The 21930-nt window shown below is 68.8% G+C and carries 27 protein-coding genes and 1 tRNA gene; 13 read left to right on the top strand and 15 right to left on the bottom strand.

All coding sequences use genetic code 11. The annotated features are described in order from the left end of the window. Window positions 1-190 precede the first annotated feature (190 nt). The gene (locus ABFT43_RS17310) at window positions 191-703 is read left to right on the top strand and encodes a phage holin family protein (RefSeq protein ID WP_347961553.1); all 513 of its coding nucleotides are present in this window, start codon (window positions 191-193) and stop codon (window positions 701-703) included. Between the two features lie 3 nt (window positions 704-706). Continuing rightward, window positions 707-1771 (top strand): alpha/beta fold hydrolase, encoded by a 1065-nt coding sequence (locus ABFT43_RS17305; RefSeq protein WP_347961552.1) that lies wholly within the window; start codon window positions 707-709, stop codon window positions 1769-1771. Here ABFT43_RS17305 and ABFT43_RS17300 read toward each other — a convergent pair. The 4 genes from ABFT43_RS17300 to nth are packed head-to-tail and all read right to left on the bottom strand — an operon-like array spanning window position 1686 to window position 5231. After that, complete coding sequence (locus ABFT43_RS17300) at window positions 1686-2879, bottom strand: MarP family serine protease (protein ID WP_347961551.1); 1194 nt, start codon at window positions 2877-2879, stop codon at window positions 1686-1688. The genes ABFT43_RS17305 and ABFT43_RS17300 overlap by 86 nt on opposite strands. Beyond that, window positions 2876-3715, bottom strand: a complete 840-nt coding sequence (locus ABFT43_RS17295; protein WP_347961550.1) for an NUDIX hydrolase — start codon at window positions 3713-3715, stop codon at window positions 2876-2878. Before ABFT43_RS17295 ends, ABFT43_RS17300 begins: the two co-directional genes overlap by 4 nt. Next, window positions 3712-4458 (bottom strand): TlpA family protein disulfide reductase, encoded by a 747-nt coding sequence (locus ABFT43_RS17290; protein WP_347961549.1) that lies wholly within the window; start codon window positions 4456-4458, stop codon window positions 3712-3714. Before ABFT43_RS17290 ends, ABFT43_RS17295 begins: the two co-directional genes overlap by 4 nt. Next, on the bottom strand, window positions 4455-5231 hold the full coding sequence (gene nth, locus ABFT43_RS17285; protein WP_347961548.1) for an endonuclease III: 777 nt from the start codon (window positions 5229-5231) through the stop codon (window positions 4455-4457). The genes ABFT43_RS17290 and nth overlap by 4 nt, the downstream gene beginning before the upstream one ends. Before the next feature lie 237 nt (window positions 5232-5468). On the opposite strand from nth, the gene ABFT43_RS17280 reads away from it, so the two are divergent. Both ABFT43_RS17280 and ABFT43_RS17275 read left to right on the top strand, forming a co-directional pair. After that, window positions 5469-5705, top strand: a complete 237-nt coding sequence (locus tag ABFT43_RS17280) for a hypothetical protein (RefSeq protein WP_347961547.1) — start codon at window positions 5469-5471, stop codon at window positions 5703-5705. Between the two features lie 267 nt (window positions 5706-5972). Beyond that, on the top strand, window positions 5973-6647 hold the full coding sequence (locus ABFT43_RS17275; RefSeq protein ID WP_005171581.1) for a Crp/Fnr family transcriptional regulator: 675 nt from the start codon (window positions 5973-5975) through the stop codon (window positions 6645-6647). A gap of 172 nt (window positions 6648-6819) precedes the next feature. Here the strand turns inward: ABFT43_RS17275 and ABFT43_RS17270 are convergent, their stop codons facing one another. After that, complete coding sequence (locus ABFT43_RS17270; protein ID WP_347961546.1) at window positions 6820-7641, bottom strand: MBL fold metallo-hydrolase; 822 nt, start codon at window positions 7639-7641, stop codon at window positions 6820-6822. A 132-nt stretch (window positions 7642-7773) separates the two neighbouring features. On the opposite strand from ABFT43_RS17270, the gene ABFT43_RS17265 reads away from it, so the two are divergent. Next, window positions 7774-8286 carry a nitroreductase/quinone reductase family protein gene (locus ABFT43_RS17265; protein WP_347961545.1) on the top strand — a complete coding sequence of 171 codons (513 nt, stop codon included), beginning with the start codon at window positions 7774-7776 and terminating at the stop codon, window positions 8284-8286. On the opposite strand, the gene ABFT43_RS17260 is transcribed toward ABFT43_RS17265, so the two are convergent. From ABFT43_RS17260 to ABFT43_RS17230, 7 genes are all read right to left on the bottom strand, one after another. After that, window positions 8273-9415 (bottom strand): flotillin family protein, encoded by a 1143-nt coding sequence (locus ABFT43_RS17260; protein ID WP_347961664.1) that lies wholly within the window; start codon window positions 9413-9415, stop codon window positions 8273-8275. The genes ABFT43_RS17265 and ABFT43_RS17260 overlap by 14 nt on opposite strands. Window positions 9416-9530: 115 nt before the next feature. Further along, window positions 9531-9749 carry a hypothetical protein gene (locus tag ABFT43_RS17255; RefSeq protein ID WP_347961544.1) on the bottom strand — a complete coding sequence of 73 codons (219 nt, stop codon included), beginning with the start codon at window positions 9747-9749 and terminating at the stop codon, window positions 9531-9533. Window positions 9750-9818: 69 nt separating this feature from the next. Beyond that, window positions 9819-10016, bottom strand: coding sequence for a hypothetical protein (locus tag ABFT43_RS17250; RefSeq protein ID WP_347961543.1), 198 nt, complete (start codon window positions 10014-10016; stop codon window positions 9819-9821). A 235-nt stretch (window positions 10017-10251) separates the two neighbouring features. Further along, window positions 10252-10575 carry a hypothetical protein gene (locus ABFT43_RS17245; protein ID WP_347961542.1) on the bottom strand — a complete coding sequence of 108 codons (324 nt, stop codon included), beginning with the start codon at window positions 10573-10575 and terminating at the stop codon, window positions 10252-10254. Window positions 10576-10740: 165 nt separating this feature from the next. Beyond that, entirely contained in the window at window positions 10741-11502 is a 762-nt protein-coding gene (locus ABFT43_RS17240) for a TSUP family transporter (RefSeq protein WP_347961663.1), read from the bottom strand. A 4-nt stretch (window positions 11503-11506) separates the two neighbouring features. Further along, complete coding sequence (locus tag ABFT43_RS17235) at window positions 11507-11980, bottom strand: RidA family protein (protein ID WP_347961541.1); 474 nt, start codon at window positions 11978-11980, stop codon at window positions 11507-11509. Window positions 11981-11982: 2 nt separating this feature from the next. After that, entirely contained in the window at window positions 11983-12147 is a 165-nt protein-coding gene (locus ABFT43_RS17230; protein ID WP_006901589.1) for a DUF4177 domain-containing protein, read from the bottom strand. Window positions 12148-12190: 43 nt separating this feature from the next. Here ABFT43_RS17230 and ABFT43_RS17225 point away from each other — a divergent pair, with 43 nt between their 5' ends. Both ABFT43_RS17225 and ABFT43_RS17220 read left to right on the top strand, forming a co-directional pair. Next, complete coding sequence (locus ABFT43_RS17225) at window positions 12191-13261, top strand: ArsA family ATPase (protein WP_347961540.1); 1071 nt, start codon at window positions 12191-12193, stop codon at window positions 13259-13261. Next, window positions 13261-14355, top strand: a complete 1095-nt coding sequence (locus ABFT43_RS17220; RefSeq protein ID WP_347961539.1) for an ArsA family ATPase — start codon at window positions 13261-13263, stop codon at window positions 14353-14355. The genes ABFT43_RS17225 and ABFT43_RS17220 overlap by 1 nt, the downstream gene beginning before the upstream one ends. Before the next feature lie 158 nt (window positions 14356-14513). Here the strand turns inward: ABFT43_RS17220 and ABFT43_RS17215 are convergent, their stop codons facing one another. Further along, window positions 14514-14825 carry a WhiB family transcriptional regulator gene (locus tag ABFT43_RS17215; protein WP_040527269.1) on the bottom strand — a complete coding sequence of 104 codons (312 nt, stop codon included), beginning with the start codon at window positions 14823-14825 and terminating at the stop codon, window positions 14514-14516. A 340-nt stretch (window positions 14826-15165) separates the two neighbouring features. Here ABFT43_RS17215 and ABFT43_RS17210 point away from each other — a divergent pair, with 340 nt between their 5' ends. The 4 genes from ABFT43_RS17210 to ABFT43_RS17195 all read left to right on the top strand — a co-directional run bounded on the left by ABFT43_RS17210 (window position 15166) and on the right by ABFT43_RS17195 (window position 19759). Then, a complete protein-coding gene (locus tag ABFT43_RS17210; protein ID WP_347961538.1) occupies window positions 15166-17616 on the top strand; it encodes a penicillin-binding protein in 2451 nt (816 codons plus the stop codon). Between the two features lie 126 nt (window positions 17617-17742). Continuing rightward, the gene (locus ABFT43_RS17205; RefSeq protein ID WP_347961537.1) at window positions 17743-18750 is read left to right on the top strand and encodes a metallophosphoesterase; all 1008 of its coding nucleotides are present in this window, start codon (window positions 17743-17745) and stop codon (window positions 18748-18750) included. Window positions 18751-18826: 76 nt separating this feature from the next. Next, window positions 18827-19537, top strand: coding sequence for a haloacid dehalogenase type II (locus tag ABFT43_RS17200; RefSeq protein WP_457590174.1), 711 nt, complete (start codon window positions 18827-18829; stop codon window positions 19535-19537). 30 nt (window positions 19538-19567) lie between these two features. Beyond that, on the top strand, window positions 19568-19759 hold the full coding sequence (locus tag ABFT43_RS17195; RefSeq protein ID WP_347961536.1) for a hypothetical protein: 192 nt from the start codon (window positions 19568-19570) through the stop codon (window positions 19757-19759). Window positions 19760-19860: 101 nt separating this feature from the next. On the opposite strand, the gene ABFT43_RS17190 is transcribed toward ABFT43_RS17195, so the two are convergent. Then, a tRNA-Pro gene (locus ABFT43_RS17190) sits at window positions 19861-19934 on the bottom strand. 207 nt (window positions 19935-20141) lie between these two features. On the opposite strand from ABFT43_RS17190, the gene ABFT43_RS17185 reads away from it, so the two are divergent. After that, window positions 20142-20567 carry a DUF7144 family membrane protein gene (locus ABFT43_RS17185; RefSeq protein ID WP_347961535.1) on the top strand — a complete coding sequence of 142 codons (426 nt, stop codon included), beginning with the start codon at window positions 20142-20144 and terminating at the stop codon, window positions 20565-20567. Between the two features lie 106 nt (window positions 20568-20673). After that, window positions 20674-21288 carry a lipocalin family protein gene (locus tag ABFT43_RS17180; RefSeq protein WP_347961534.1) on the top strand — a complete coding sequence of 205 codons (615 nt, stop codon included), beginning with the start codon at window positions 20674-20676 and terminating at the stop codon, window positions 21286-21288. Between the two features lie 72 nt (window positions 21289-21360). Here the strand turns inward: ABFT43_RS17180 and ABFT43_RS17175 are convergent, their stop codons facing one another. Then, complete coding sequence (locus ABFT43_RS17175) at window positions 21361-21789, bottom strand: helix-turn-helix domain-containing protein (protein ID WP_457590173.1); 429 nt, start codon at window positions 21787-21789, stop codon at window positions 21361-21363. Window positions 21790-21930: the final 141 nt, after the last annotated feature.

The following is a 21930-nucleotide window of genomic DNA, read 5'->3' as shown; positions in this document are numbered from 1 at the left end:
CGTCGTTCGAGACACCCGCTCCTCGGGGAGCAGGAGTGGCGATCTGATCCCCAGGTGCGCCACCGGCCGGGACGCCGGTGGCGCACCAGCCCTTTCGGGGTGGGGCCGCATCGTCTCGCCGGGTGGGCCGCGACCTCGACGCCCCGCACATGGCAACATATGCCCCATCAGCCGAACAACGGAGGATTCTGTGAGCCCCAACGAGCACGGCCTGCCCGAAGCGGGCCGGGACTCCGTCCCGTCGATCCCGCTCTCCGACGCCAACGCCGGCCCGAGCGGTGAGCCGACGATCGGAAGCCTGGTCAAGGACGCCACCACCAGCATGTCGACTCTGTTCCGCGCAGAGGTCGCACTCGCCAAGGCCGAGATCGTGGGCGAGGCGAAGAAGGCGGGTGCCGGCACCGGCCTGTTGATCGTGGCCGGCGTGATGGCGCTGTACTCGAGTTTCTTCTTCTTCTTCTTCCTCGCCGAACTGCTCGACGAGTTCATGTGGCGCTGGCTCGCGTTCCTGATCGTGTTCCTGCTGCTGGTGGTCGTCACGTGCATCGCGGCGTTCGTCGGCTACATCTTCTTCAAGAAGGTCCGCGGCCCCAAGAAAACCATCAAATCGGTCAACGAGCTGCAGACCGTCCTGCCGCACCGCGGCGACGCCGGTCCCGGACAGCCTGCCCACCCGAGGATCCCCCCTGCCCGCGAGGGCTGACAGTTGAGCGAGGCGCCAGACCCGTCGAGTGTCCGCCTCCCCGGCGGCTGGGATCACCTCGACATCCGTGCGAACGGCGTCCGGTTCCATGCCGTCGAGCCGGCCGGCACCCCTGTGGGTGACCGGCCGCTGGTGCTGTTGCTGCACGGGTTCGGTGAGTTCTGGTGGAGCTGGCGACATCAGCTGACGGCACTCGCCGCCGCCGGCTTCCGGGCGGTGGCCGTCGACCTGCGTGGCTACGGAGACTCCGACAAACCCCCGCGTGGCTACGACGGCTGGACGCTGGCCGGCGACACCAATGGACTCATCCGCGCGCTCGGGCACACCAGCGCCACCCTGATCGGCCACTCCGACGGCGGACTGGTGTGCTGGGCGACCGCCACGCTGCACCCACGCGTCGTCGACCGCATCGTCGTCGTGGCGTCCCCCCATCCGCGCGCGCTGCGTCATCGGGTGCTGCGCGACCGGGCCCAACGCGCACAGTTCCTGGTGCCGTTCCTGCGCAATCAGCTACCGCGTCTCGGCGAGCGGCAGGTGACCCGCGACGACGCGGCGTTCATCGCGGACTACTTCGCGCAGCGCGCGTCGTCGCACTGGCGCGCCCAGGAGGACTACGCGCGTACCGTGCGACTGAACCGTTCGGCGATGCTGATCCCCAACGTCGCGCACTGTAGTCTGGAGTACCGGCGCTGGGCGTTCCGCTCTCAGTTCCGTCCCGACGGATGGCGCTTCATGGAACTCATGGACCAGCGCCTGCATCTGCCGGTCCTCGCGCTGCGCGGCCGCGACGACCCGTACATCCTCACCGACGCGATGGCCGACGGACACCGCTGGGCGGCGCATCAGACCTACCGGCAGATCGACGGCGCCGGGCACTTCGTGCACCAGGAACAGCCGAAGACGGTCACCGAGGCGATCCTCGCCTTCCTGCGGACCGAACCGGAGGCCACCACCGACGTCGCCGTCCGCAGGACTCGGAAGATCAGGCCAGCACGCAACTCCTGGTACTCACCCGCTCGCTTCGCCGCTCGGATTCGACGAAATCGGCGCGGACCTGGCGGGCGGTGAGCACGAAACCGGTCTCGTCGGCGGCGTTCTCGGCCGCACCGAACACCACCCCGAGCACCTCGCCGTCCGAATTGAGCAGCGGCCCACCGGAATTGCCCTGCCGAATGGACCCACGCACGGCGTAGACCTCGCGGGTGACCTGTCCGGTCCGGTAGATGTTGTCGCCGGTGTGCATGAACGTCGTCCGCACCCGCACCGGGCTGACGGTGAACGGCCCCGCCTCCGGGAACCCCAGCGCGATGGCGTCGTCACCGGTCGACGCTCCGCGGGGCGCGAATTTCAATGCGGGAGCGCGCAATCCCGGTACGTCGAGGACGGCGATGTCGTTGTCGCTGTCGAAGAGCACGACCTTCGCGGCCAGGCGCGCGCCGGTGCTGGTCTCGACCTCGAGGCGCTCGGTGCCGGCGACGACGTGCGCGTTGGTCATGACGCGTTCGGGCGAGACGACGAACCCGCTGCCCTCGAGCGCCTGCCGGCAGCTCGGCGCGACGCCTTCGATCTTGACCACCGAGGGTCGGGCCTGACGGACCACGGGCAGGTCGGCGAGCTCCGGGTCTGGCGGGTCGACGTTGGTCGACGGGGTGGACACGAACGGGAACTTCGGCAGGCCCGAGCTGTCGAGCAGTGCCTTGAACTCTCCGGGCAGATCGTTGACCCATTGCGGCGACAACACCTCGACGCCGGTGAGGACCTTGGAATCGCGGACCGCGCCGGCGATCGCCGGGTCGGCCGACTCCCGCAGCGGGATCGCGAGCAGGCCTGCGGCGAGTAGCACCGCGACCACCTGCAGGATCGACCCGACCGCGCTGTCGGCCGCGCGCACTCCCGGTGATCGGATACCGCCGCGGGCGGCTCGACCGAGGACCATGCCGGCGACCTCGCCGACGACCACGAGCACGACGAGCACGATGATGCCCACGAGCACCCTCATCTGCAAGTCGTCGAACCGTTCGATCAGGTGCGGCGCCAGCAGGAGACCGGCGACCGCGCCGAGCGCGACACCGATGAAGGCGAGGGCCGAGGCCACCGCCCCGGACCGATAGCCACTCAGCGCCGCGAGCAACGCGATGCCGACGACGATGACGTCAACCCACGCCGAACCGGTCATCGCCCACCACCCGGCCGGGCGTCGAGTTCACCGGTGGCGTCGGGGTCGACGGTCCCGCGTGGGTGGACTGCGTGAAAACCCGACTCCTGGCGGCTGCCGGCGAGTTCGATCATCTCGTCGAGCGGCCGGATGTCGTCCTTGTCCCACGGCCGGTCCCAGCCCGACGCCTCGCTGATCGCGGCGATGAGTCCGCCGGTGAAACCCCACACGAGCAGGCCGTCGACGAAGAAGGCCGGTCCCTGGTAGAGCCGGCCGCCGAGTACCGAGCGGCGCACCTGGAAACGGTTCTCCGGGGCGAGGAGGTCGCGCAGGCGGATGCGGTCGACGCGGGCCGTCTCGCCCGGATCGACCGCGCGGACCTCGCTCGGCTCGTGCCACCAGCCGATGACCGGCACCACGTCGAATCCCGAGGGCGGCACCGGGAAACTGGGCAGGTTGGCCAGGATGTGCACGCCCGACGCGTCGAGCCCGGTCTCCTCCGTCGCCTCGCGGAGCGCGGTGCCGACCGGGAAGTCGTCACCGGGGTCGGCGGCGCCACCGGGGAATGCGACCTGCCCGCTGTGCTGGCGCAGGGTCGCGGCACGTTCGGTGAGCAGCACCTCGGCGTCGTCGGGGACACCGCCGGGATGGTCGTCGGCGGCGTCCCACGAGCCGGCGAACAAGACCAGCACCGCGGCCGACCGGCGGTCGCGGCGGAACATCTGCGCCCAGCGGGTGCGGTCGCCGCCCCGGTTGTTGACCGCCTCGGTCACCGCGGTGACGTCACGGGTCAGCGTCCGCAGCCAGGGCGGGATCGAATCCTCCTCGACGAGGGGCCCGATGTGCGGCTCGGTCATACGGCCACCTTGACGCCCAGGTACTCGTCGACCTTCTCGGCGATCTCCTGCGGGCTGTCGAAGACCCCGGGGTAGACCTTCGCCACCGTGCCGTCTGGGCGGAGGAAGACGGTGGACGGAAAGACGCGCGGCGCCTGGATGGCGGCGGCGACGCGGCCGTCGGGATCGAGCACTGCCGGCAACTGGACTCCGATCTCGGTCAGCAGGGTCAGCGGGAAGAACGGGTTGGTGCCGCCCTCCTTGGCATGCAGTGCCAGCACCGTCACGCGGTCGCCGGCCGCGGCGGCGAACTCCTCGAAGTACGGCAGCTCGGTCTTGCAGGGTGCGCACCATTGTGCCCACACGTTGACGACCAGTGGTCTGCCCGCGGTCGCCGTACCGAGATCGTAAGGCGCGCCGGTACCCAGGCAGGGTTCGACGATGCCCTTCAGCACCGACTCCGGGCTCTCCGGCAGTCCGGTGACCGGGCAGTCGGGCAGCGCGGCGTCGGCGCGGGCCTTGGCGACCCGTTCGGGGTCCTCCGGGGCGTCGAACGGACGCTGGCCGCTCACCGACGGCGGTGCACCGGTCATCGGGGTCGTGTCGTCGCCGCCCCGCGGCCAGATCGCGACGATGAACGCGATCATCACGACGATGAAGACCAGCGTCCACCGGGCAGCAGGCGGGAACCGCCCGCCCTGCGGCACGGCCGGTGTGGTCGGATCGGGCTCGCCGTCCGCCGGACGGTCGTCGGCGTCGGTCACGGCTCGGCCAGTCCCGCCAGGTTCAGGAGATGTTCGCGCTCCGGCCCCTTGACCAGCGCCGCGGCCTCGATCTTGTCGGTCGGCCCGATCCCGTACGACGGGCAGTCCTTGGCGAGGATGCACACGCCGCACGCGGGCTTGCGTGCGTGGCAGACACGCCGGCCGTGGAAGATCACGCGGTGCGAGAGGTCGGTCCACTCCTTGGGCTCGAACAGCTCGCCGATCGCACGCTCGACCTTGACCGGATCCTCCTCGTCGGTCCACTGCCAGCGGCGGACGAGGCGGCCGAAGTGGGTGTCGACGGTGATGCCGGGGACGCCGAACGCGTTGCCCAGCACGACGTTCGCGGTCTTACGGCCGAAGCCGGGCAGCGTGACCAGCTCTTCCAGCGTGTCGGGCACCTCGCCGTCGAAACGGGCGACGAGTTCCTGGCCGAGGCGGATGATCGAGTTCGCCTTGTTGCGGTAGAAGCCGGTCGGGCGGATCAGCTCCTCGAGTTCGGTGCGGTCGGCCTCGGCGTAGTCGCGGGCCGTGCGGTACCTGGCGAACAACGCCGGGGTGGTCTGGTTGACCCGCACGTCGGTGCACTGCGCGGACAGGATCGTGGCCACCGACAACTCGAGCGGGTTGGTGAAGTCGAGTTCGCAGTAGACGTGCGGAAACGCGACCTCGAGGGCGCGGTTCATGCGGCGCGCGCGTCGAACCAATCCCAGACGGGTCTCCTGCTTGCGCGCCGGGGCCTTGCCCACGGCCGCAGCCTTGCGTGCGCTCACGGGATTCAGGTTAGCGATGTGACCGGCGATCCCGGCCCACCCGGCCGACGGCCCGGGATGTCGAGCGTCCGCCCTGAGCAGCATCTACGCAGGTCAGGGCAGGATCAGGCGGATCGTCATGGTCCGGTCTCGCCCGGTTTCGCAGGACCGTGTGCCAACCTACGGTCAGGTAACAAGTCAGTGACGGCGGCCATTCCGATGCGGAATCTACGGGGCCGATTGTGTTTACTTGTCCCCATGCATGGTCTCGCAGCGCTGCTGTTTCCGGCCGTACTCATGCTCTTCGCCATGGGCATGGACAAGTTGCAGGCCCGGGTCGACCGCGTTTCGGTCTCCAACGACGAGGTCGACGATTACATCGACCGGGCCGGCGCGCAGAACGCCGGTGCCCCGTCCCGCTCCACGAGCGATCTGCACGAACTGCGCCCGCACCGCTTCCAGCCGTCGTCGGACGCCCGCCGCGCCGCGTCCTGACGCGTCGCCGCCGGCCGGTCAACCGGTCCGCGACACCATTCTCTGCTGGGACGGCCCCGGTTCGGCAAACCTACGCTTCCGTAACTACACTGGTGTGGTGTCCAGATCGCCCGTTGTTTGCGAGATCAAGCCGCAGCGTTACGCAGACACACGCCGCAATGCGCTCTCAGTGACCCATTCAACACATATGCTGGTGCGCGGGGTAGCGTATCCAAGGGCGCGATCTCACACGTGGCTGTAGCAGAGTTTTCGAGAAAGGTTCCCTAGGTGGAAGAAGTACTGGCGCGGGCAGGCATTTTTCAGGGCGTCGAGCCTTCTGCCGTCGCGGCGCTGACCAAGCAGCTTCAGCCCGTGGATTTCCCTCGTGGACATGTGATCTTCCATGAAGGCGAACCCGGTGATCGTCTCTACATCATCCTGTCCGGCAAGGTGAAGGTCGGCCGCCGTTCACCCGACGGCCGCGAGAACCTGCTGACGATCATGGGTCCGTCGGACATGTTCGGCGAGCTCTCCATCTTCGACCCGGGCCCCCGCACCTCGTCGGCGACGACGGTGACCGAGGTCCGCGCGGTGTCGATGGACCGCGACGCGCTGCGTGCCTGGATCAAGGACCGCCCGGAGATCGCCGAGCAGCTCCTGCGCGTGCTCGCACGCCGCCTGCGTCGTACCAACAACAACCTCGCCGACCTGATCTTCACCGACGTGCCCGGCCGCGTTGCCAAGCAGCTGCTGCAGCTCGCGCAGCGCTTCGGCACGCAGGAGGGCGGCGCCCTGCGCGTCACCCACGACCTGACCCAGGAAGAGATCGCCCAGCTCGTCGGCGCCTCCCGCGAGACCGTGAACAAGGCCTTGGCCGACTTCGCGCAGCGCGGCTGGCTGCGACTCGAGGGCAAGAGCGTGCTGATCGCCGACTCCGAGCGTCTGGCGCGCCGCGCACGCTGAGCACCGAATCCACAAACAGCGAGAGAGCCGCTCGTCCTCCGGGACGGGCGGCTCTCTCGTCGGCACGGCTCGTCGTCGACGTCTGCGGAGTCGGGGGCGGAGTCGCAGGTACCGACCCAGATGCGCGAGCCACAAGTCGCGAGTGTGACGTGAACCCGCGATTCTGCGGGCGTCAGTAGACCTCGCGCAAGTACTCCAGCTGCGCCTTCACCGACATCCGCGCCGCCGGCCACAGCTTCTTGTCGACATCGCGGTACACCTTGCGCACGACCTTCATCGGCTTCGCCTCGTGCGGGCTCATCTTCATCTCGTCGAGCGCCGCGACGATCTGGTCTATGCGCTCCTCGCGATGCGACTTGTAGTACCGGGCGACGGGCCCGAGGTCGGGATGATCGGGACCGTGTGCCGGAAGCAGCCGCGCCCCTTCACCTTCGACGATGAGCCGGTTCAACGAGTTCAGGTAGTCACGCAGGCCGCCGTCCTCGGGGTCCAGGACGGTCGTGCCACTCCCGAGGATGGTGTCGCCGGTGAGCACCGCACGCTCGTCCTCGTGCTCGACGAGGAAGCTGACCGAGTCGCCCGTGTGGCCGGGCGTGTGCAGCACGGTGATCTTCAGGCCGGCGGCCTCGATGACCTCGCGGTCCTTCAGCGGCGGCGCGTCACGGCAGTACTCGTCCAGTCGCGCGCGCACGGGAACGCCGGTGCGCTTGTGGAGCCGCTTGATCCCGCCGGTGTGGTCGAAGTGCCGATGGGTGACGAGCGTGAGCGCGACGCCCGGGAGCTCCGCGAGGCGCCGCGCGTGGTGCTTGTACTTGGGTGGACCCGGATCGACGACCACGCACTCGTCGCTACCCGGTGCCCGCAAGATGTAAGTGTTGGTGCCGTCGAGCTCCATCATCCCGGAGTTGTCGCACAACAGAACCGAGGCGAAGGGCGTGACCTCGCGCAACACCCCGTAGGCGGGATGGGCGGGGGCGTCGTTCGGTGCGCTCATGCCCCCGAGCCTATCGACTGATCGCGCCGGGAACAGGTCGCCACGACCTTCCCGGCCGTCATGGGCTGATCTCGCGGGCGCCGATGCCTCGAGGGCCTTGCGCGGATACTGAAGGTTCCTACAATCGCGACCGTGGCATCCGCAAAGCGAAGAGCGGCCGATGCCGCCGGCCGACTCAAACGGTTCCTCTACCGCGACGGCAGACCGGGGCGCATCATGCGCTGGGCCAACCGGTTCGACGCCTGGCTCTACGCCCGCGGGGTCTCATCCGTGCCGCAGGCGGCGGTGCTGCGGGTGCCGGGACGACGGTCCGGGCAGCCGACGTCCGTGCCGATCGCGGTAACCGACCTCGACGGCGAGGAGTACCTCGTCTCGATGCTGGGACGTGAGGCGAACTGGGTCCGCAACGTCGAGGCCAACGAGCGCCGCGCGACGCTGCTCCGGCACGGCGACGTGGAACCGATACGACTCGAAGAGATACCGACCGCCGAGCGTCCCCCGGTCCTGCGGCGCTATGCGGCCGTCGCCCCTGGAGCCCGACCGCATCTCGGTCTCGGCCCCCGCGCCTCACTCGAGGAGTTCGCCGGGATAGCTCCCCGGCACCCGGTCTACCGAATCCTCGCCGACGGCGTCAGCTCTCGCTGACCGGGGTGCCGTTGACCGGCGCGTGGCCGAAGGTCTCGTCCGCCACGGCCGGTGCCACCTGCTCCTGCAGGCTCTTGAGCAACGCGGCGCCCTGGGTGATGACACCGGTCATGAGTTCGTTGACGCCCTCGGCTCCGTTGAACACCGTCAGGTTGGCATTGCCCAGCCCCTTGGCGACCTCGCCGACGAGTGTCGGCAGCGCCTCGATGAGCTGCTGGTCGAGCGCGATCCGGTTGTGCTGGGCGATGGCCGCCGACTGGATCTCGGTGGCCTTGGCCTCCGCCTCGGCCAGGATCTCCCGACGACGCGCCTCGGCCTCGGCCGGCTTCACGACCTCCGAGATGAGCTCCTGCTCGCGGAGTTCGGCCTGGGCCTGCGCCAACACCGACCGCTCCTTGATGACCTCCTGGTTGACGCGCGCCTCGGCGAGCGGACCGGCCTGTGCGGCCTCGGCGTTCGCCTTGTCGGTCTCGGCCTTGATCGCGGCGCGCTTGATCGCGGTCTCGCGTTCGTAGTCGGCCTGGTTGCGCAGCGACTCCTGCTGAGCCTTCGCCGATTCCTGGTCGGCACGGGCGCGCTCGACGGCCGCCTCCCGCTGGACCTTCGCGATGTTCGGCGCGGCGAGGGCGTTGATGTAGCCGGAATCCATGTCGTCGATCGACTGGATCTGGAAGGAGTCGACGACCAGGCCGATCGACGCCATCTCTCGCTTCGACGCCTCGAGCACCTGCCGGGCGAGGGTGTCGCGTTCGCGGATGATCTGCTCGACGGTCATCGAACCGACGATGGAGCGCAGGTGGCCCGAGAAGATCTGTCCGGTGAGCTGGTTCATCTCGTTCTCCTGCTCGGAGATGAACCGCTGGCCGGCGTTGACGATCGACGCGACGTCGTTGCCGACCTTGTGCGCGATCACCGCACGCACGTTGAGCTGGATGCCCTGGGTCGTGACGCACACCTCGCGGATCGATGCCTCGTGCAGCGCCAGCGACAGGAACCGCACCTTGCGGAAGAAGGGCATGACCCACTTGCCGTGTCCGACCACCACGTCGAACGGCGCGCCGTCGATCTGGGTCTTGCCACCCGAGATGAGCATCGCCTCGTCGGGTTCCGGAACGTAGTAGCCGAGCATGATCTCCCCCTGTGTCTCTTGTGCGCCCCACATCCTGCCGCATCCGGGGGGCGTCGACGATCGTTCATCCACATGCCCTCACGTCGGTCGGCGTGTCGATCGGCCGACGTGTCCGCTACATACCGGGAAGCCGGGTCCAGCGTTCGACGTCGACGATCCGGCCGGGCAGTTCCCCGACGACGAGCACCGGGACGTCGGTCTCGATCTGCTCGTTGGCGCGGGCCAGGAAGCGTTCGGTACCGCCGGCGAAGGACAGCTCGACCTCGCCGAGGTCCTCTCCCCCGGGAATCGACAACGTGACGATGCCGGTTCGTCCGACGAGTTGCTGCGACACGATCCCCTCTCCTGCTCGGCCGATGCTCCGCCTCGGGCGCCAGAACCCGAACACCCTGGCCACCGAACTCTATGCCACTGCGGCCGCACGACGCCCGCGCGCGCCGTCGACGACCACGTAGCGGGCGGAGAGGACCGCGATCGCCGCGGCGGAGGGCACCAGAGCCGGATATCCGAACGCCCCGGCCACCACTCCGGCGAGCGCTCCCGCCCCGGCGCCGGCGAGGCTCATGGCGTACACCCCGGCGATGTGCGCGCTGATCGACATCCGCCGAGGGTCACCGACGCGCCGCCGTGATGCATGTGCACCGGTGTCAGCGCCATGACCCCGACCATGACCGGGTCGTCGGGCCGCAGCCCGGCGACGAGGAGCATTGCGGCACAGACACTCCGATCCCGCCCAGCAGGAACTGCCCGGCGAGCGAGGTCGGCCATCCCGAACCAGCCCGCCATCGTCACGCCGACCGGCACCAGCGCCGGACCGGCGACAGCACCCACCATCGTCATCCACACCACCAGGGAGACGTCCCTGCCGCGCGTGTCCGGCGTGGCGAGATCTGTTGCGGCGAAACGCAACCGGAGACCGCCGCGGGGGCCGACATCAACGGAAACGAGGAGAGGTGCACGCCGAACGCGACGATCAGCGCACCTGCCCCGGCGATCGGCAGGCCGGTCGTCAGCGCGGGACGACGGCCCCGTCGCGACGCCAGCGGCAGACCGGCCGCTGCCGCACCAAGGGTGAGCACGGTCGTCGGGACGCCGGCCGGCGACTCGCTGCCGGACGGTTCCTCACCGAGAATCGGCCCCCACGCCAGGGCGCCGCCCATCGACACCCCCGGCCGGCACCTGCACCAGGCACAGCAACACGACGGTTCGGCGCTGGATCGCGATCCGATCGTCACCGGGAACGGTCCGGGAGGCAGTCACCTCCGCGGCCTCGTGGGTCCGTCGGCAACTCTCAACACCGATTCCGCGGCCCATATGGCGCGCGGTCAGCCCGCGACCAGGTCGTATCCGAGCTTCCCGACCATGACCACCACGACGACCAGCAGGACCCATCGCACGAACGAGCTGCCGCGCCCGATGGCCATGTGCGAGCCGATCTGGGCGCCGACGATGTTCGCGACCGCGAGTCCGAGCCCCAGGAGCCACAGCACGTTCCCCTGCAGCCCGAACACGGTGAGCGCGCCGAGATTGGTACCGGTGTTGATGACCTTGGCCATCGCCGAGCTCTCCAGGAACGACGTCCCGACCAGCGCGGTGAGGCCGATGATGAGGAAGGTCCCGGTGCCCGGCCCCATCACCCCGTCGTAGAAGGCGACGACGACGCCGGCGATCACCAGCCCGGCGGTCGTCGACACCCGTGACCGCGGCCCGGCCGACAGGTCCCCGCCGAAACGGGGGTTCAGCGCCACGAACAACCCGACGCCGAGGAGCATCACCAGCACGATCGGGGTGAAGATCTCGGTCGGCAACGAGATCGCCACCAACGCACCGAGAGCCGAGAACACGAGCGCCGCGGCGAAGACCGGTAGCAGGCGGCGCAGGTCCACCCGCACGTGACGCACGTAGCGCCAGGCCGCCGAGGCGGTCCCGAAGACCGCCGCGAGCTTGTTGGTACCGAGCGCGGTCGCAGTCGGCAGGCCGGGCTGGGCGATCAGCATCGCGGGGATGAGGACCAGGCCCCCGCCACCGACGACCGCATCGACCCATCCCGCTGCCGCGGCGGCCGCGATCAGCAGCGCGACGTCCAGGGCGTCAGGCCACTTCGACGATCAGCTCGACCTCGACGGGCGCACCCAGCGGGAGTTCCGCGACGCCGACGGCCGAACGCGCGTGCACGCCCGCGTCCCCGAAGATCTCGCCCAGGACGTTCGACGCCCCGTTGATCACCTGCGGCTGGCCGGTGAAGCCGGGCGCCGAGGCGACGAAGCCGACGACCTTGACCACACGCACGATCGAGTCGATGCCGACCAGTGCGTCGACCGCGGCGAGCGCGTTGAGCGCGCAGATGCGGGCGGCCTCGGTGGCCTCCTCCGGACGGACGACCCCCTCGGCGCCGTCGGACACCTTGCCGCGCACCGAGAGTTCACCGTCGACCATCGGGAGCTGACCCGACGTGTAGACGAGGTTCCCGGTACGCACGGCGGGGGTGTAGGCCGCCAGCGGGGTCACCACGCCGGGCAGCGTGATGCCGAGTTCGGCGAGACGATCGGTCCAGGTAGATGCCATGTTCAGCCCTTCGGTCGCTTCATGTAGGCCACGTGCTGCTCGCCGGTCGGGCCGGGCAGCACCGCGACCAGCTCCCAGCCGTCGGCGCCCCACTGATCGAGGATCTGCTTCGTGGCGTGCGTCAGCAGCGGCACGGTCACGTATTCCCACGCGGTCACTTCACTCATGGACTCAGCCTATCCGCAGGCGATCAATGGATATGGTGTTGCGGTGGCCAACGAAACAGGCGCACGTTCCGGGGCGGGGGGACCCCTCGATTCCGGCGTGACAGACAGCTCCTCCGTCACCGCGGACAACGAGTGGCCGGACGCGGCATCGCGTGCGCGGCTCCACTTCGTGTCGGGCAAGGGCGGAACCGGTAAGACGACCATCGCGGCAGCGCTCGCACTGGCGCTCGCCGCCGACGGCAAGAAGGTGCTCCTCGTCGAGACCGAGGGGCGGCAGGGCATCGCGCAGGTCTTCGACATCCCGCCGCTGCCGCCGACGGACACCCGGATCGCCACCGCCGAGGGCGGCGGCGAGGTGTCCGCACTCGCCATCGACATCGAGCACGCGCTGCTCGAGTACCTCGACATGTTCTACAACCTGGGGTTCGCGGGCCGGGCGATGAAGCGCATCGGCGCCATCGACTTCGTGACCACCGTGGCTCCGGGCCTGCGGGACGTGCTGCTGACCGGCAAGATCAAAGAGCGCGTCATCCACAGCGACAAGCAGGGCAATCGGGTGTACGACGCGGTCGTGGTCGACGCGCCGCCGACCGGCCGGATCGGCAACTTCCTCGACGTCACCAAGGCGATGGCCGACCTCGCCAAGACCGGCCCGATCCGCAACCAGAGCGAGGGCGTCGTCCAGCTGCTGCATTCCGAGGAGACCGTCGTCCACCTCGTGACGCTGCTCGAGGCGATGCCGATCCAGGAGACGATCGAGGCGATCGACGAGTTGCGCGGCAAGAACCTCAATCTCGGCAGCCTGATCATCAACCGGGTCAGCCCGCCGTACCTGCCGGCCGACACGATCGACGACATCGCCGAGGGCCGGATCGACGCGGCGCGGATCGAGGAGAACCTGAAGGCGGCCGGGCTCAGACTCGCCGACGGCGACCTGTCCGGCCTGCTCACCGAGACCATCGAGCACGCGACCCGGCTGCAGGCGCAGCAGATCGCGAAGGCGCAGCTCGACGAGGTGGAACTGCCGATGCTCGAACTCCCGTCGCTCGGCGACGGCGTCGACCTCGGTTCGATCTACGAGCTGGCCAACCTTCTCCAGAAAGCGGGGGCCTGATGCCACTCGACCTGAAGATGGGGGCGGTGCTCACCGACCCCGCGACCCGCGTCGTCATCTGTTGTGGCGCAGGCGGTGTCGGCAAGACGACGACCGCCGCCGCGATGGCGATGTATGCCGCCGAACAGGGACGCACCGTCGCCGTGCTGACCATCGACCCGGCCAAGCGCCTCGCGCAGTCGCTGGGCATGAGCGAGCTGACCAACGAGCCGCAGCCGGTGCCGATCGACGGCAAGGGCAGCCTCGACGCGATGATGCTCGACATGCGCCGCACCTTCGACGAGATGGTGCTCGAGTACTCGACCCCCGACCGCGCCGAGGCGATCATGCAGAACGCCTTCTATCAGACGGTCGCGTCGTCGTTCTCCGGCACGCAGGAGTACATGGCGATGGAGAAGCTCGGCAAGCTGCTCGAGCAGCAGCACTGGGATCTCATCGTCGTCGACACCCCGCCGTCGCGGAACGCGCTGGACTTCCTCGACGCCCCGCAGCGTCTCGGGTCGTTCCTGTCGGGCCGACTGATGAAGATGCTCGTCGGCGGTGGCCGTGGCGTCGGCCGCATGGTGACCGGCGCGATGAGCCTGGCGATGCGCGGCGTCTCCACGATCATCGGTGGCGACATGCTGCGCGACGTCGCGACCTTCGTGCAGTCGCTGGACTCGATGTTCGGCGGCTTCCAGGATCGGGCCAAGAAGACCTACGAGCTGCTCAAACAGCCGGGTACCCAGTTCGCGGTGGTCGCGGCCGCCGAGGCCGATGCGCTGCGCGAGGCCGCGTTCTTCGTCGATCGCCTGTCGGAGGAGTCGATGCCGCTGGCCGGGCTGATCCTCAACCGGACCCATCCGAACCTGACGTCGATCCAGGAGGAGGCGGCCCTCGTCGCGCTCGAGTCGGTCACCGATGACCTGACCCGCGGGGTGCTGCAGATCCACGCCGACCGCGCCGCCACCGGCAAGCGCGAACTCCATCTGCTCCAGCGGTTCACGGCGTCGCACCCGAAGGTGCCGATCGTCGGCGTGCCGGCACTCCCGTTCGAGGTCGCCGATGTGACGGCGCTGCGCGCGGTCGCCGAGCAGATCACCGGCCGGGGCTGAACGCCCGTACCGTTCCACGACGACGCGACTCGAACGACACCGACTCGAACGACACCGACTCGAACGACATCGGCTCGACCGGGATCGCCCGGTCGAGCCGATGTCGTTGCTGGTGGAGTTGTCGAATGTGCGGACCCGCCGGCCCGCCGGCCGCCCGTCTAGACCGCGTCGGCCCGCTGGCGGCGTCGCTGCGCCTCGAAGAACGCCGCCCACGAGGTCACCTCGGGATGCTGGCGGAGAAGCGCACGGCGCTGACGCTCGGTGAGACCGCCCCACACGCCGAACTCGACGCGGTTGTCGAGCGCATCGGCACCGCATTCGAGCTGAACCGGACAGTGCCGGCAGATCGTCGCAGCCTTGCGCTGGGCTGCGCCTCTCACGAACAGATCATCCGGGTTCCCTCCCCGACACCGTGCCTTGGCCACCCAGGCCAGACGATCTTCTCCGCTGGAAACTGCAGCTGTCGCCATCCGCCACCCCTAGTCGTCGTGTTGTGCATGGCCTCGAAGTCGAGACTCAACGCGCTGCTCAGACCACATTTACAACAAACTGTTATGTGAGTCACATTCTGCACTCAATCTAGGGATCTGTGCATTGCCGCGCAACCCCTGCGCCGGAAGAAAGTGGGACAACCGTGCAAACTCATCCGATCGGACGGTTGCGCGTACGGCGCCGGACTTGCTTCGGGCGGCCGGTTTCGTGGGCGTTTGCGGTCGGTCGGGCGTCCCGCTCCCGACATCTCGTGAGGCGACGGCCCCGGTGGCGAGGCTGGGCGATGTTCGTCGTGATCGCACGTATCCTGGCGGGGTGATGTCGAAGAAGCTGTGGTCACTGGCGTGGGCGAGCCTGTTGGCCGGCATTCTCGTCGCGGGCCTCCTCTACCCGGTCGCCAGCGGTGTCGGTGTCGTCTCCAACAGGGCGGCCGCCGCGGTGGAGAACGTCTCCTCCGAACTCCTCAACGGAACGTTGCCGGAGGTCACGACGATGACCGACGCCAACGGCAAGCCGATCGCGATGCTGTTCGACCAGTACCGGATGCAGGTCGGCTACAACGACATCTCCCCGGACATGATCCGCGCGATCATCTCCATCGAGGACCGTCGCTTCCTGGAGCACGACGGCGTCGACTGGAAGGGCACGATCCGCGCCGCGCTGAAGAACTCGTCGTCGGGTGAGGTCCAGCAGGGCGCGTCGACGCTGGATCAGCAGTACATCAAGAACTACCAACTGCTCGTGCTGGCGCGGACCGAGGCCGACCGCCAGGCGGCGGTCGAGACCACCCCCGCCCGCAAGCTGCGCGAGGTGCGCATGGCGCTCACGCTGGAGCAGAGCCTCATCGACCAGGCCAAGCGCGACAAGGGGCTCGACGACGCCGCCGCCAAGCAGGAGGCGAAGAAGCAGATCGTCACCCGCTACCTGAACGTCGTGCCCTTCGGCAACAACGCCTACGGCATCGAGGCCGCCGCGCAGACGTACTTCGGCATCCCGGCCAAGGATCTGCAGGTCGAGCAGGCCGCGATGCTGGCCGGCATGGTCCAGTCGAGTTCGGCGCTGAATCCGTACAGCAACCCCGAGGGCACACTGGCCCGCCGGAACGTCGTGCTGGACACGATGATCGCGAACTTCCCGGAGCGCCGCGCGGAGCTGATGGCCGCCAAGGACAAGCCCCTCGGCGTGCTCCCGCGCCCGAAGATCCCGACCCAGGGATGCATCGCCGCCGACGACAAGGGCTTCTTCTGCGATTACGTGCTGCAGTTCCTCGCCGAGAACGGGATCTCCCGCAACTCGGTGATGCGCGGCGGCTACATCATCCAGACCACGCTCGACCCCGACGTCCAGCGCGCCACCGACCGGGCGGTGAAGTCGCAGGCCAGCCCGACCGCCGACGGCGTCGCCGACGTGATGAGCACGATCCGTCCCGGCGACAAGAGCCACGACGTGCTGTCGATGGCGTCGAGCCGCCGCTACGGCCTGAACCTGGCGGCCGGCGAGACGATGCAGCCGCAACCGTTCTCGATGGTCGGTGACGGCGCGGGCTCGGTGTTCAAGATCTTCACCGTCGCCGCGGCCATGGAGAAGGGCCTCGGCGCCGGGTCGAACATCCCCGTACCGGGCTTCGTCGCGGTCGAGGGCATGGGCAACAGCGGAGGCGCATTCGGCTGCCCGGAGAACTCGTACTGCGTGAAGAACGACGGCCGGTACCCGGCATCGATGTCGGTGACCGATGCGCTCGCACAGTCGCCGAACACCGCGTTCGTGAAGCTGCTGCAGCAGGTCGGCGTGAAGCCGGCCGTCGACATGGCGGTCCGCCTGGGCCTGCGCTCGTACACCATCCCCGGCTCGTCGGGCTACGGCGAGAAGTCGATGGCACAGTACGTCAAGGACGGCAACTTCGGTTCCTTCACGCTGGGGCCGCTGCCGCTGAACGGACTCGAGCTCGCGAACGTCGCCGCCACCCTCGCGTCGGGCGGCGTGTGGTGCCCGCCGAACCCGATCAAGTCGATCAGCCGCGTCAAGCGTGACCAGTACGGCAACCCGGTGATCGGGCCCGACGGCCAGCGCGCCCTGACCTCGGTGCCGTTCACCGCCCCGGGCTGCGAGCAGGTCGTCGACAAGGGGCTGGCCGACTCTCTCGCCAACGCGCTCAGCAAGGACCACCTCAGCCCAGGCACCGCCGCCGCGGCCGCGGGCTCGGCCGGCTGGACGCTGCCGATGGCGGGCAAGACCGGCACCACCGAGGCGCACCGCAGCTCGGCGTTCGTCGGCTTCACCAACCAGATCGCGGGCGCGGCCTACGTCTACAGTGACGGCCCGAACCCGCAGGGCGTGTGCAGCAGCCCGCTGCGCTCCTGCTACGACGGCGATCTCTACGGCGGCATGGAACCGGCACGCACCTGGTTCCAGGCGATCAAGCCGGTGGCCACCAAGTTCGGACCGGTCCGGCTCCCTCCGATCGACCGCGCGTATTGGAACGGCACCGACCGCGGACGCATCCCGCAGGTCAGCGGCCTGACCGCGAGCGAGGCGACCTCACGCCTGCAGCAGGCGGGCTTCAAGGTCAACGAACTCGAGGTCGACAGCGGCCGGCCGAAGGGCACGGTCGTGTTCACCGCGCCGTCGGAATCGGCGATGCCCGGCAGCACCGTGACGATCTACGTCAGCAACGGCAACCGCGCCGGCGGTGACAGCGGCAACGGCCCGACCGAGACGACGGTCGTCGTGCCCGGTGTCGGACCGGTCGTGATCCAGTTACCCGGGTAGCACGGCCACCGGCACCGCCAGACCGGCAGTCGCCACCTCCCCCCGATCGACGATCGGCGGCCCGAGGTGGCGACTGTCGTATACGAGGCGGGTCGGCGCGCCTCGTGGAATGCGTATCCTGAACAGATGCAGCACTCCGACTTCGATTTCGCACAACTGCGCCGTTCGCGCCTCGGTTCGTCCGGTTCCGGGGTCGGCTCACGCGCACTCGTGGGTGCCGCAGGACTCGCCGCCGCCGGTCTCGTCTACTCGACGGTCATCGAGCGCAACGCCTTCGCCCTGCGCCACACCACCATGGCCGTCCTCGAACCCGGCGCCTCTCCGCTGAGGGTTCTCCACATCAGCGACATCCACATGCTTCCGCGGCAGCGCCTGAAGCAGGCCTGGATCTCCGAGCTCGAGGCCCTCGAGCCGGACCTGGTGGTCAACACCGGCGACAACCTCGCGCATCCGCAGGCGGTGCCCGCGGTCATCCAGGCTCTCGGCGGGTTGCTGTCGCGACCGGGTCTGTTCGTCTTCGGGTCCAACGACTACTTCGGACCCAAGCCGAAGAACCCCTTCAAGTACTTCAAGACCGACCACCAGCGCACCCACGGCGAGCCGCTGCCGTGGCAGGACCTGCGGGCGGCGTTCACCGAACGCGGCTGGCTCGACGCCACGCACACCGTCCGCGAACTCGAGGTCGGCGGTGTGCGCGTGGTGGCCGCCGGTGTCGACGACCCGCACATCGAACGCGACCGCTACGAGACCATCGCCGGCCGGCCGAACCCGCTCGCCCACCTGCGCCTGGGTCTCACCCATTCGCCGGAGCCACGGGTCCTGGACCGCTTCGCCGCGGACGGCTACGACCTCGTCATGGCCGGGCACACCCACGGCGGCCAGCTGTGCCTGCCGTTGTTCGGTGCGCTCGTCACCAACTGCCACATCGACCGGTCGCGGGTGAAGGGCCCGTCGAACTGGGGCGCGTCGATGAAACTACACGTGAGCGCCGGCCTGGGCACGTCGCCCTACGCCCCGGCACGTTTCTGCTGCCGTCCGGAGGCGAGCCTGCTGACCCTCACGCCGGTCTCGCACGGCGACGCCGACCACGACGCCGACCAGTCACTCCCGCAATTGGCCCGCGAGACCCTGTGAGCGAGGGGCGGCGATCCGAGGGCACCCGCCGCCGATGAACGCCGCCGCCATCCGCCCCGACATGAAGGATGCCGACATGAACGGTGCCGACATGAAGGGTGCCGACGTCAGGGTGCTGGCGTTCGACACCTTCGGCACGGTCACCGACTGGTTCACCGGGATCTCCGGGGCCGTCGCACAGACCGTGCCGGGGGTGGACGCCGCCGGGTTCGCCCGCGAGTGGCGTCGGCGCTATGGCCCGATCCTGGCACGCGTCGAATCCGGCGAGCTGCCCTGGCGCGGCCTCGACGACCTGCAGACCGAGACCCTCGATGACGTCGCGACGCTCTTCGATGTCGCGCTCGACGCCGACCAGGCCCGTACATTGGTGCGCGCCTGGCGGACGATCCCCGGCTGGCCCGACGCCGCCGAGGGCATCCGTCGTCTCAAACGCGACTTCATCGTGTGCGCGCTGTCCAACGGCAGCGTGGCACTGCTGACCGAGATGGCCCGCCACAACGGCTTCGCCTGGGACGTCATCGGCGGCTCCGATCTGTGGCGCCACTACAAGCCGGCCCGCGAAACCTACTGCGGGCTGGCCGAACTCCTCGAGTCCCAGCCGGACGAGGTGATGATGGTGGCCACGCACCAGACCGACCTCGACGCGGCGCGCTCGTTCGGTCTGCGCACCGCGTTCGTCGAGCGCCCCGACGAATGGGGCGGTACCCCGAAGGACGACTCCGGTTCACCGGACAACGATCTCCACGCCACCGATCTGCTCGACCTCGCGCGACAGCTGGGCTGCTGAGCCGCCACGAGACGACGATGCCCCCTCATCATGACCCTCGACGATCTACGCCGCTGGGAGGATTCTGGGGCCGGTTGGCGGGTGGTCCATCGCGGCCCGGCCGGCCTGACCGTCGCACTGATGCGCTGTGACGGCGGCGAGGAGGTGGAGCGGTTCGTCACCGACGACCCGGAGATCCTCGACCACATCGGCGATCGGGGCTCCTCGGAGGAGGACAGCTGAGGGCCCCGCGAAACGAGGAGACCCCGGTCGCTCTCGCAACCGGGGTCTCTCTGCTGTGTCTCAACCAACACATCTTGTTCGACCGGATTCCCGGTCTCTTGTCGGGGTGGCGGGATTCGAACCCACGACCTCTTCGTCCCGAACGAAGCGCGCTACCAAGCTGCGCCACACCCCGTGGCCGTTTAGCCTGCGATAGCTTATACCCGACCCCGCCCAAGTACTAAATCGCCTGGTCAAAGATGTGCCGGAAGTGTCCGAAACGCTGCGAAGAGCCTGACTGAGCGCCCATGCTCGATTATGTTCGACCCGCTTCATCACCGCAGCGCCGTCGTCCGAGGTCTCGAGGAGGACGGCGCCCCGTCAGAGAGTGAAAGGACGCCTCATGAGCTCCTCGACCGACAAGCAGATCGACTCGTCGGCGAAGCAGGGATTCGCATTCGGCATCTCGATCGTGGCCGCCGCCCTGTTGTTCGTCGCCGGCCTGGTCTCGATCTTCCAGGGCATCGCGGCCCTCGCCAACGACGAGATCCTGGTCGTCGGCGCGAACTACATCTTCGAGTTCGACCTCACCGCGTGGGGCTGGATCCACCTGATCCTGGGCATCATCGGCGTGCTGATCGCCGGCGGCCTCGCCTTCGGTGCCGACTGGGCCCGGGTCGCGGCGATCGTGATCGCATCGCTGTCGATCATCGCCCAGTTCCTGTGGCTGCCGTACTACCCGGCGTGGGCGATCCTGATCATCGTCCTGGACCTCATCGTCATCTGGGCGGTGTCGACCTGGAACCCCAACAGCGCATACAACATGTGATCCGCTGACACCGGACGATGCCGGCGACGAGGTCGCCGGGTGCACGACCCATCCGCCCGTGCGGCCGGTCCGAACCCCTGAGGACTCGGCCCACGAAAGGATCATCATGCGCGTCGCACGCACCCTGGCCGCCCTGGTCGCCGGCATCATCGTCTCCACCGGCTTCGTCGCGGGCACCGGCGCCGCCCAGGCCGCTCCCCTGGCACCCGTGGCGGAACTCGAGGTGGACCGCTATCTCGGCAAATGGTGGCAGCTGGCCACCGTCCCGTCGTTCTGGGGCGTCACGTGCGCCCGGGACACCAGCGCGTTCTACACGCGCATCGACGACAAGACGATCGGCGTCGACAACCAGTGCACCGGCCCCACCGGCATGCGCGGCGGAGTCATCGGGCGGGCGACCGTCGTGGACACCAACTCCAACGCGGCGCTGAGCGTGCGGTTCCCGCAGACGCCGGCGAGTATCAACCCGAACGGCGCGCCGAACTACATCGTCGCCCATCTGGAGGACGGCGACACCCCCGACGCCCCGTACGCGTACTCTATCGTCGGTGACCCGTCGCGCGCGTCGGGCTTCTTGCTCTCCCGCGACAAGGTGGTGCCGAACTCCGAATTGCGTCGCCTCGCCGGCGAGATCGAGCACGTCGGGTTCAACCCGTGCACGTTTCTCGTCTCACCGACAACCGGTGGGCGCAGCGACTATTCACCGCTCTGCACGGTGTGACACCGCACCGGGTCACAACCGGATGCCGACATGGTTCAGGGCAAGCACCGAAAGTGCTTGCCCTGACACGTCTCAGCTGGCTTCGGCGTTGGTTGCCGCGGCAGCCCTGCGGAATTCGTCCGGCGTCATCCCGTACTTCGCACGGAAACGGTTGCGCATCGTCGCGGTCGACGCGAAGCCGGAGGCGTGCGCCACGGCCTCGAGCTTGAGATTTCCGGGACCGGTGAGGAGCTTTCGCGCCCAGTCCAGACGTCGCTCGGCGATCATCTCCGCCAGCGAAGTCGGGCTTCCCGCGAGCACCCGGTACAGGTGACGCCGGCTCACGTGCAGGTGACGTGCGATGACCTCGACACTGAAATCCGGATCGCGGAAATTGCGCTCGATGAGGTCGGTGACGGCGGCGCGCAGATACCGCTCACTGGTTCGCAAGTCCGACACCCCGGCGCGAGAAACCGGTTCGCTGTGCGAAACGGCAACTGCCACAGGGCTCGCCAACTGCAAGTCACGACCATTGGGACCTGGACCCACGTGAATCCCTTCCATGAGAGAAGTTATGCTCCCACCCGATTTGAGACACTACCGACGGGCCGTGGTCCCGGTCTTGGGCCTTAGGTCCCAAATCATCGGGACCTTGTCACGCGA

This window comes from Gordonia aurantiaca (assembly GCF_039939235.1).
In the GTDB taxonomy this organism is placed as follows: Bacteria; Actinomycetota; Actinomycetes; order Mycobacteriales; family Mycobacteriaceae; genus Gordonia.
This window is presented reverse-complemented; position numbering and strand designations above follow the sequence as displayed.

Coding starts and splice junctions, on each gene's coding strand:
- ABFT43_RS17300 (WP_347961551.1), bottom strand. CDS start 2,879: ATGACCGGTTCGGCGTGGGTTGACGTCATCGTCGTCGGCATCGCGTTG.
- ABFT43_RS17295 (WP_347961550.1), bottom strand. CDS start 3,715: ATGACCGAGCCGCACATCGGGCCCCTCGTCGAGGAGGATTCGATCCCG.
- ABFT43_RS17195 (WP_347961536.1), top strand. CDS start 19,568: ATGACCCTCGACGATCTACGCCGCTGGGAGGATTCTGGGGCCGGTTGG.
- ABFT43_RS17215 (WP_040527269.1), bottom strand. CDS start 14,825: ATGGCGACAGCTGCAGTTTCCAGCGGAGAAGATCGTCTGGCCTGGGTG.
- ABFT43_RS17270 (WP_347961546.1), bottom strand. CDS start 7,641: ATGAGCGCACCGAACGACGCCCCCGCCCATCCCGCCTACGGGGTGTTG.
- ABFT43_RS17245 (WP_347961542.1), bottom strand. CDS start 10,575: ATGGGCGGCGCCCTGGCGTGGGGGCCGATTCTCGGTGAGGAACCGTCC.
- ABFT43_RS17230 (WP_006901589.1), bottom strand. CDS start 12,147: ATGAGTGAAGTGACCGCGTGGGAATACGTGACCGTGCCGCTGCTGACG.
- ABFT43_RS17260 (WP_347961664.1), bottom strand. CDS start 9,415: ATGCTCGGCTACTACGTTCCGGAACCCGACGAGGCGATGCTCATCTCG.
- ABFT43_RS17235 (WP_347961541.1), bottom strand. CDS start 11,980: ATGGCATCTACCTGGACCGATCGTCTCGCCGAACTCGGCATCACGCTG.
- ABFT43_RS17250 (WP_347961543.1), bottom strand. CDS start 10,016: ATGTCGATCAGCGCGCACATCGCCGGGGTGTACGCCATGAGCCTCGCC.
- ABFT43_RS17280 (WP_347961547.1), top strand. CDS start 5,469: ATGCATGGTCTCGCAGCGCTGCTGTTTCCGGCCGTACTCATGCTCTTC.
- ABFT43_RS17200 (WP_457590174.1), top strand. CDS start 18,827: ATGAACGGTGCCGACATGAAGGGTGCCGACGTCAGGGTGCTGGCGTTC.
- ABFT43_RS17205 (WP_347961537.1), top strand. CDS start 17,743: ATGCAGCACTCCGACTTCGATTTCGCACAACTGCGCCGTTCGCGCCTC.
- ABFT43_RS17210 (WP_347961538.1), top strand. CDS start 15,166: ATGTCGAAGAAGCTGTGGTCACTGGCGTGGGCGAGCCTGTTGGCCGGC.
- ABFT43_RS17220 (WP_347961539.1), top strand. CDS start 13,261: ATGCCACTCGACCTGAAGATGGGGGCGGTGCTCACCGACCCCGCGACC.
- ABFT43_RS17185 (WP_347961535.1), top strand. CDS start 20,142: ATGAGCTCCTCGACCGACAAGCAGATCGACTCGTCGGCGAAGCAGGGA.
- ABFT43_RS17180 (WP_347961534.1), top strand. CDS start 20,674: ATGCGCGTCGCACGCACCCTGGCCGCCCTGGTCGCCGGCATCATCGTC.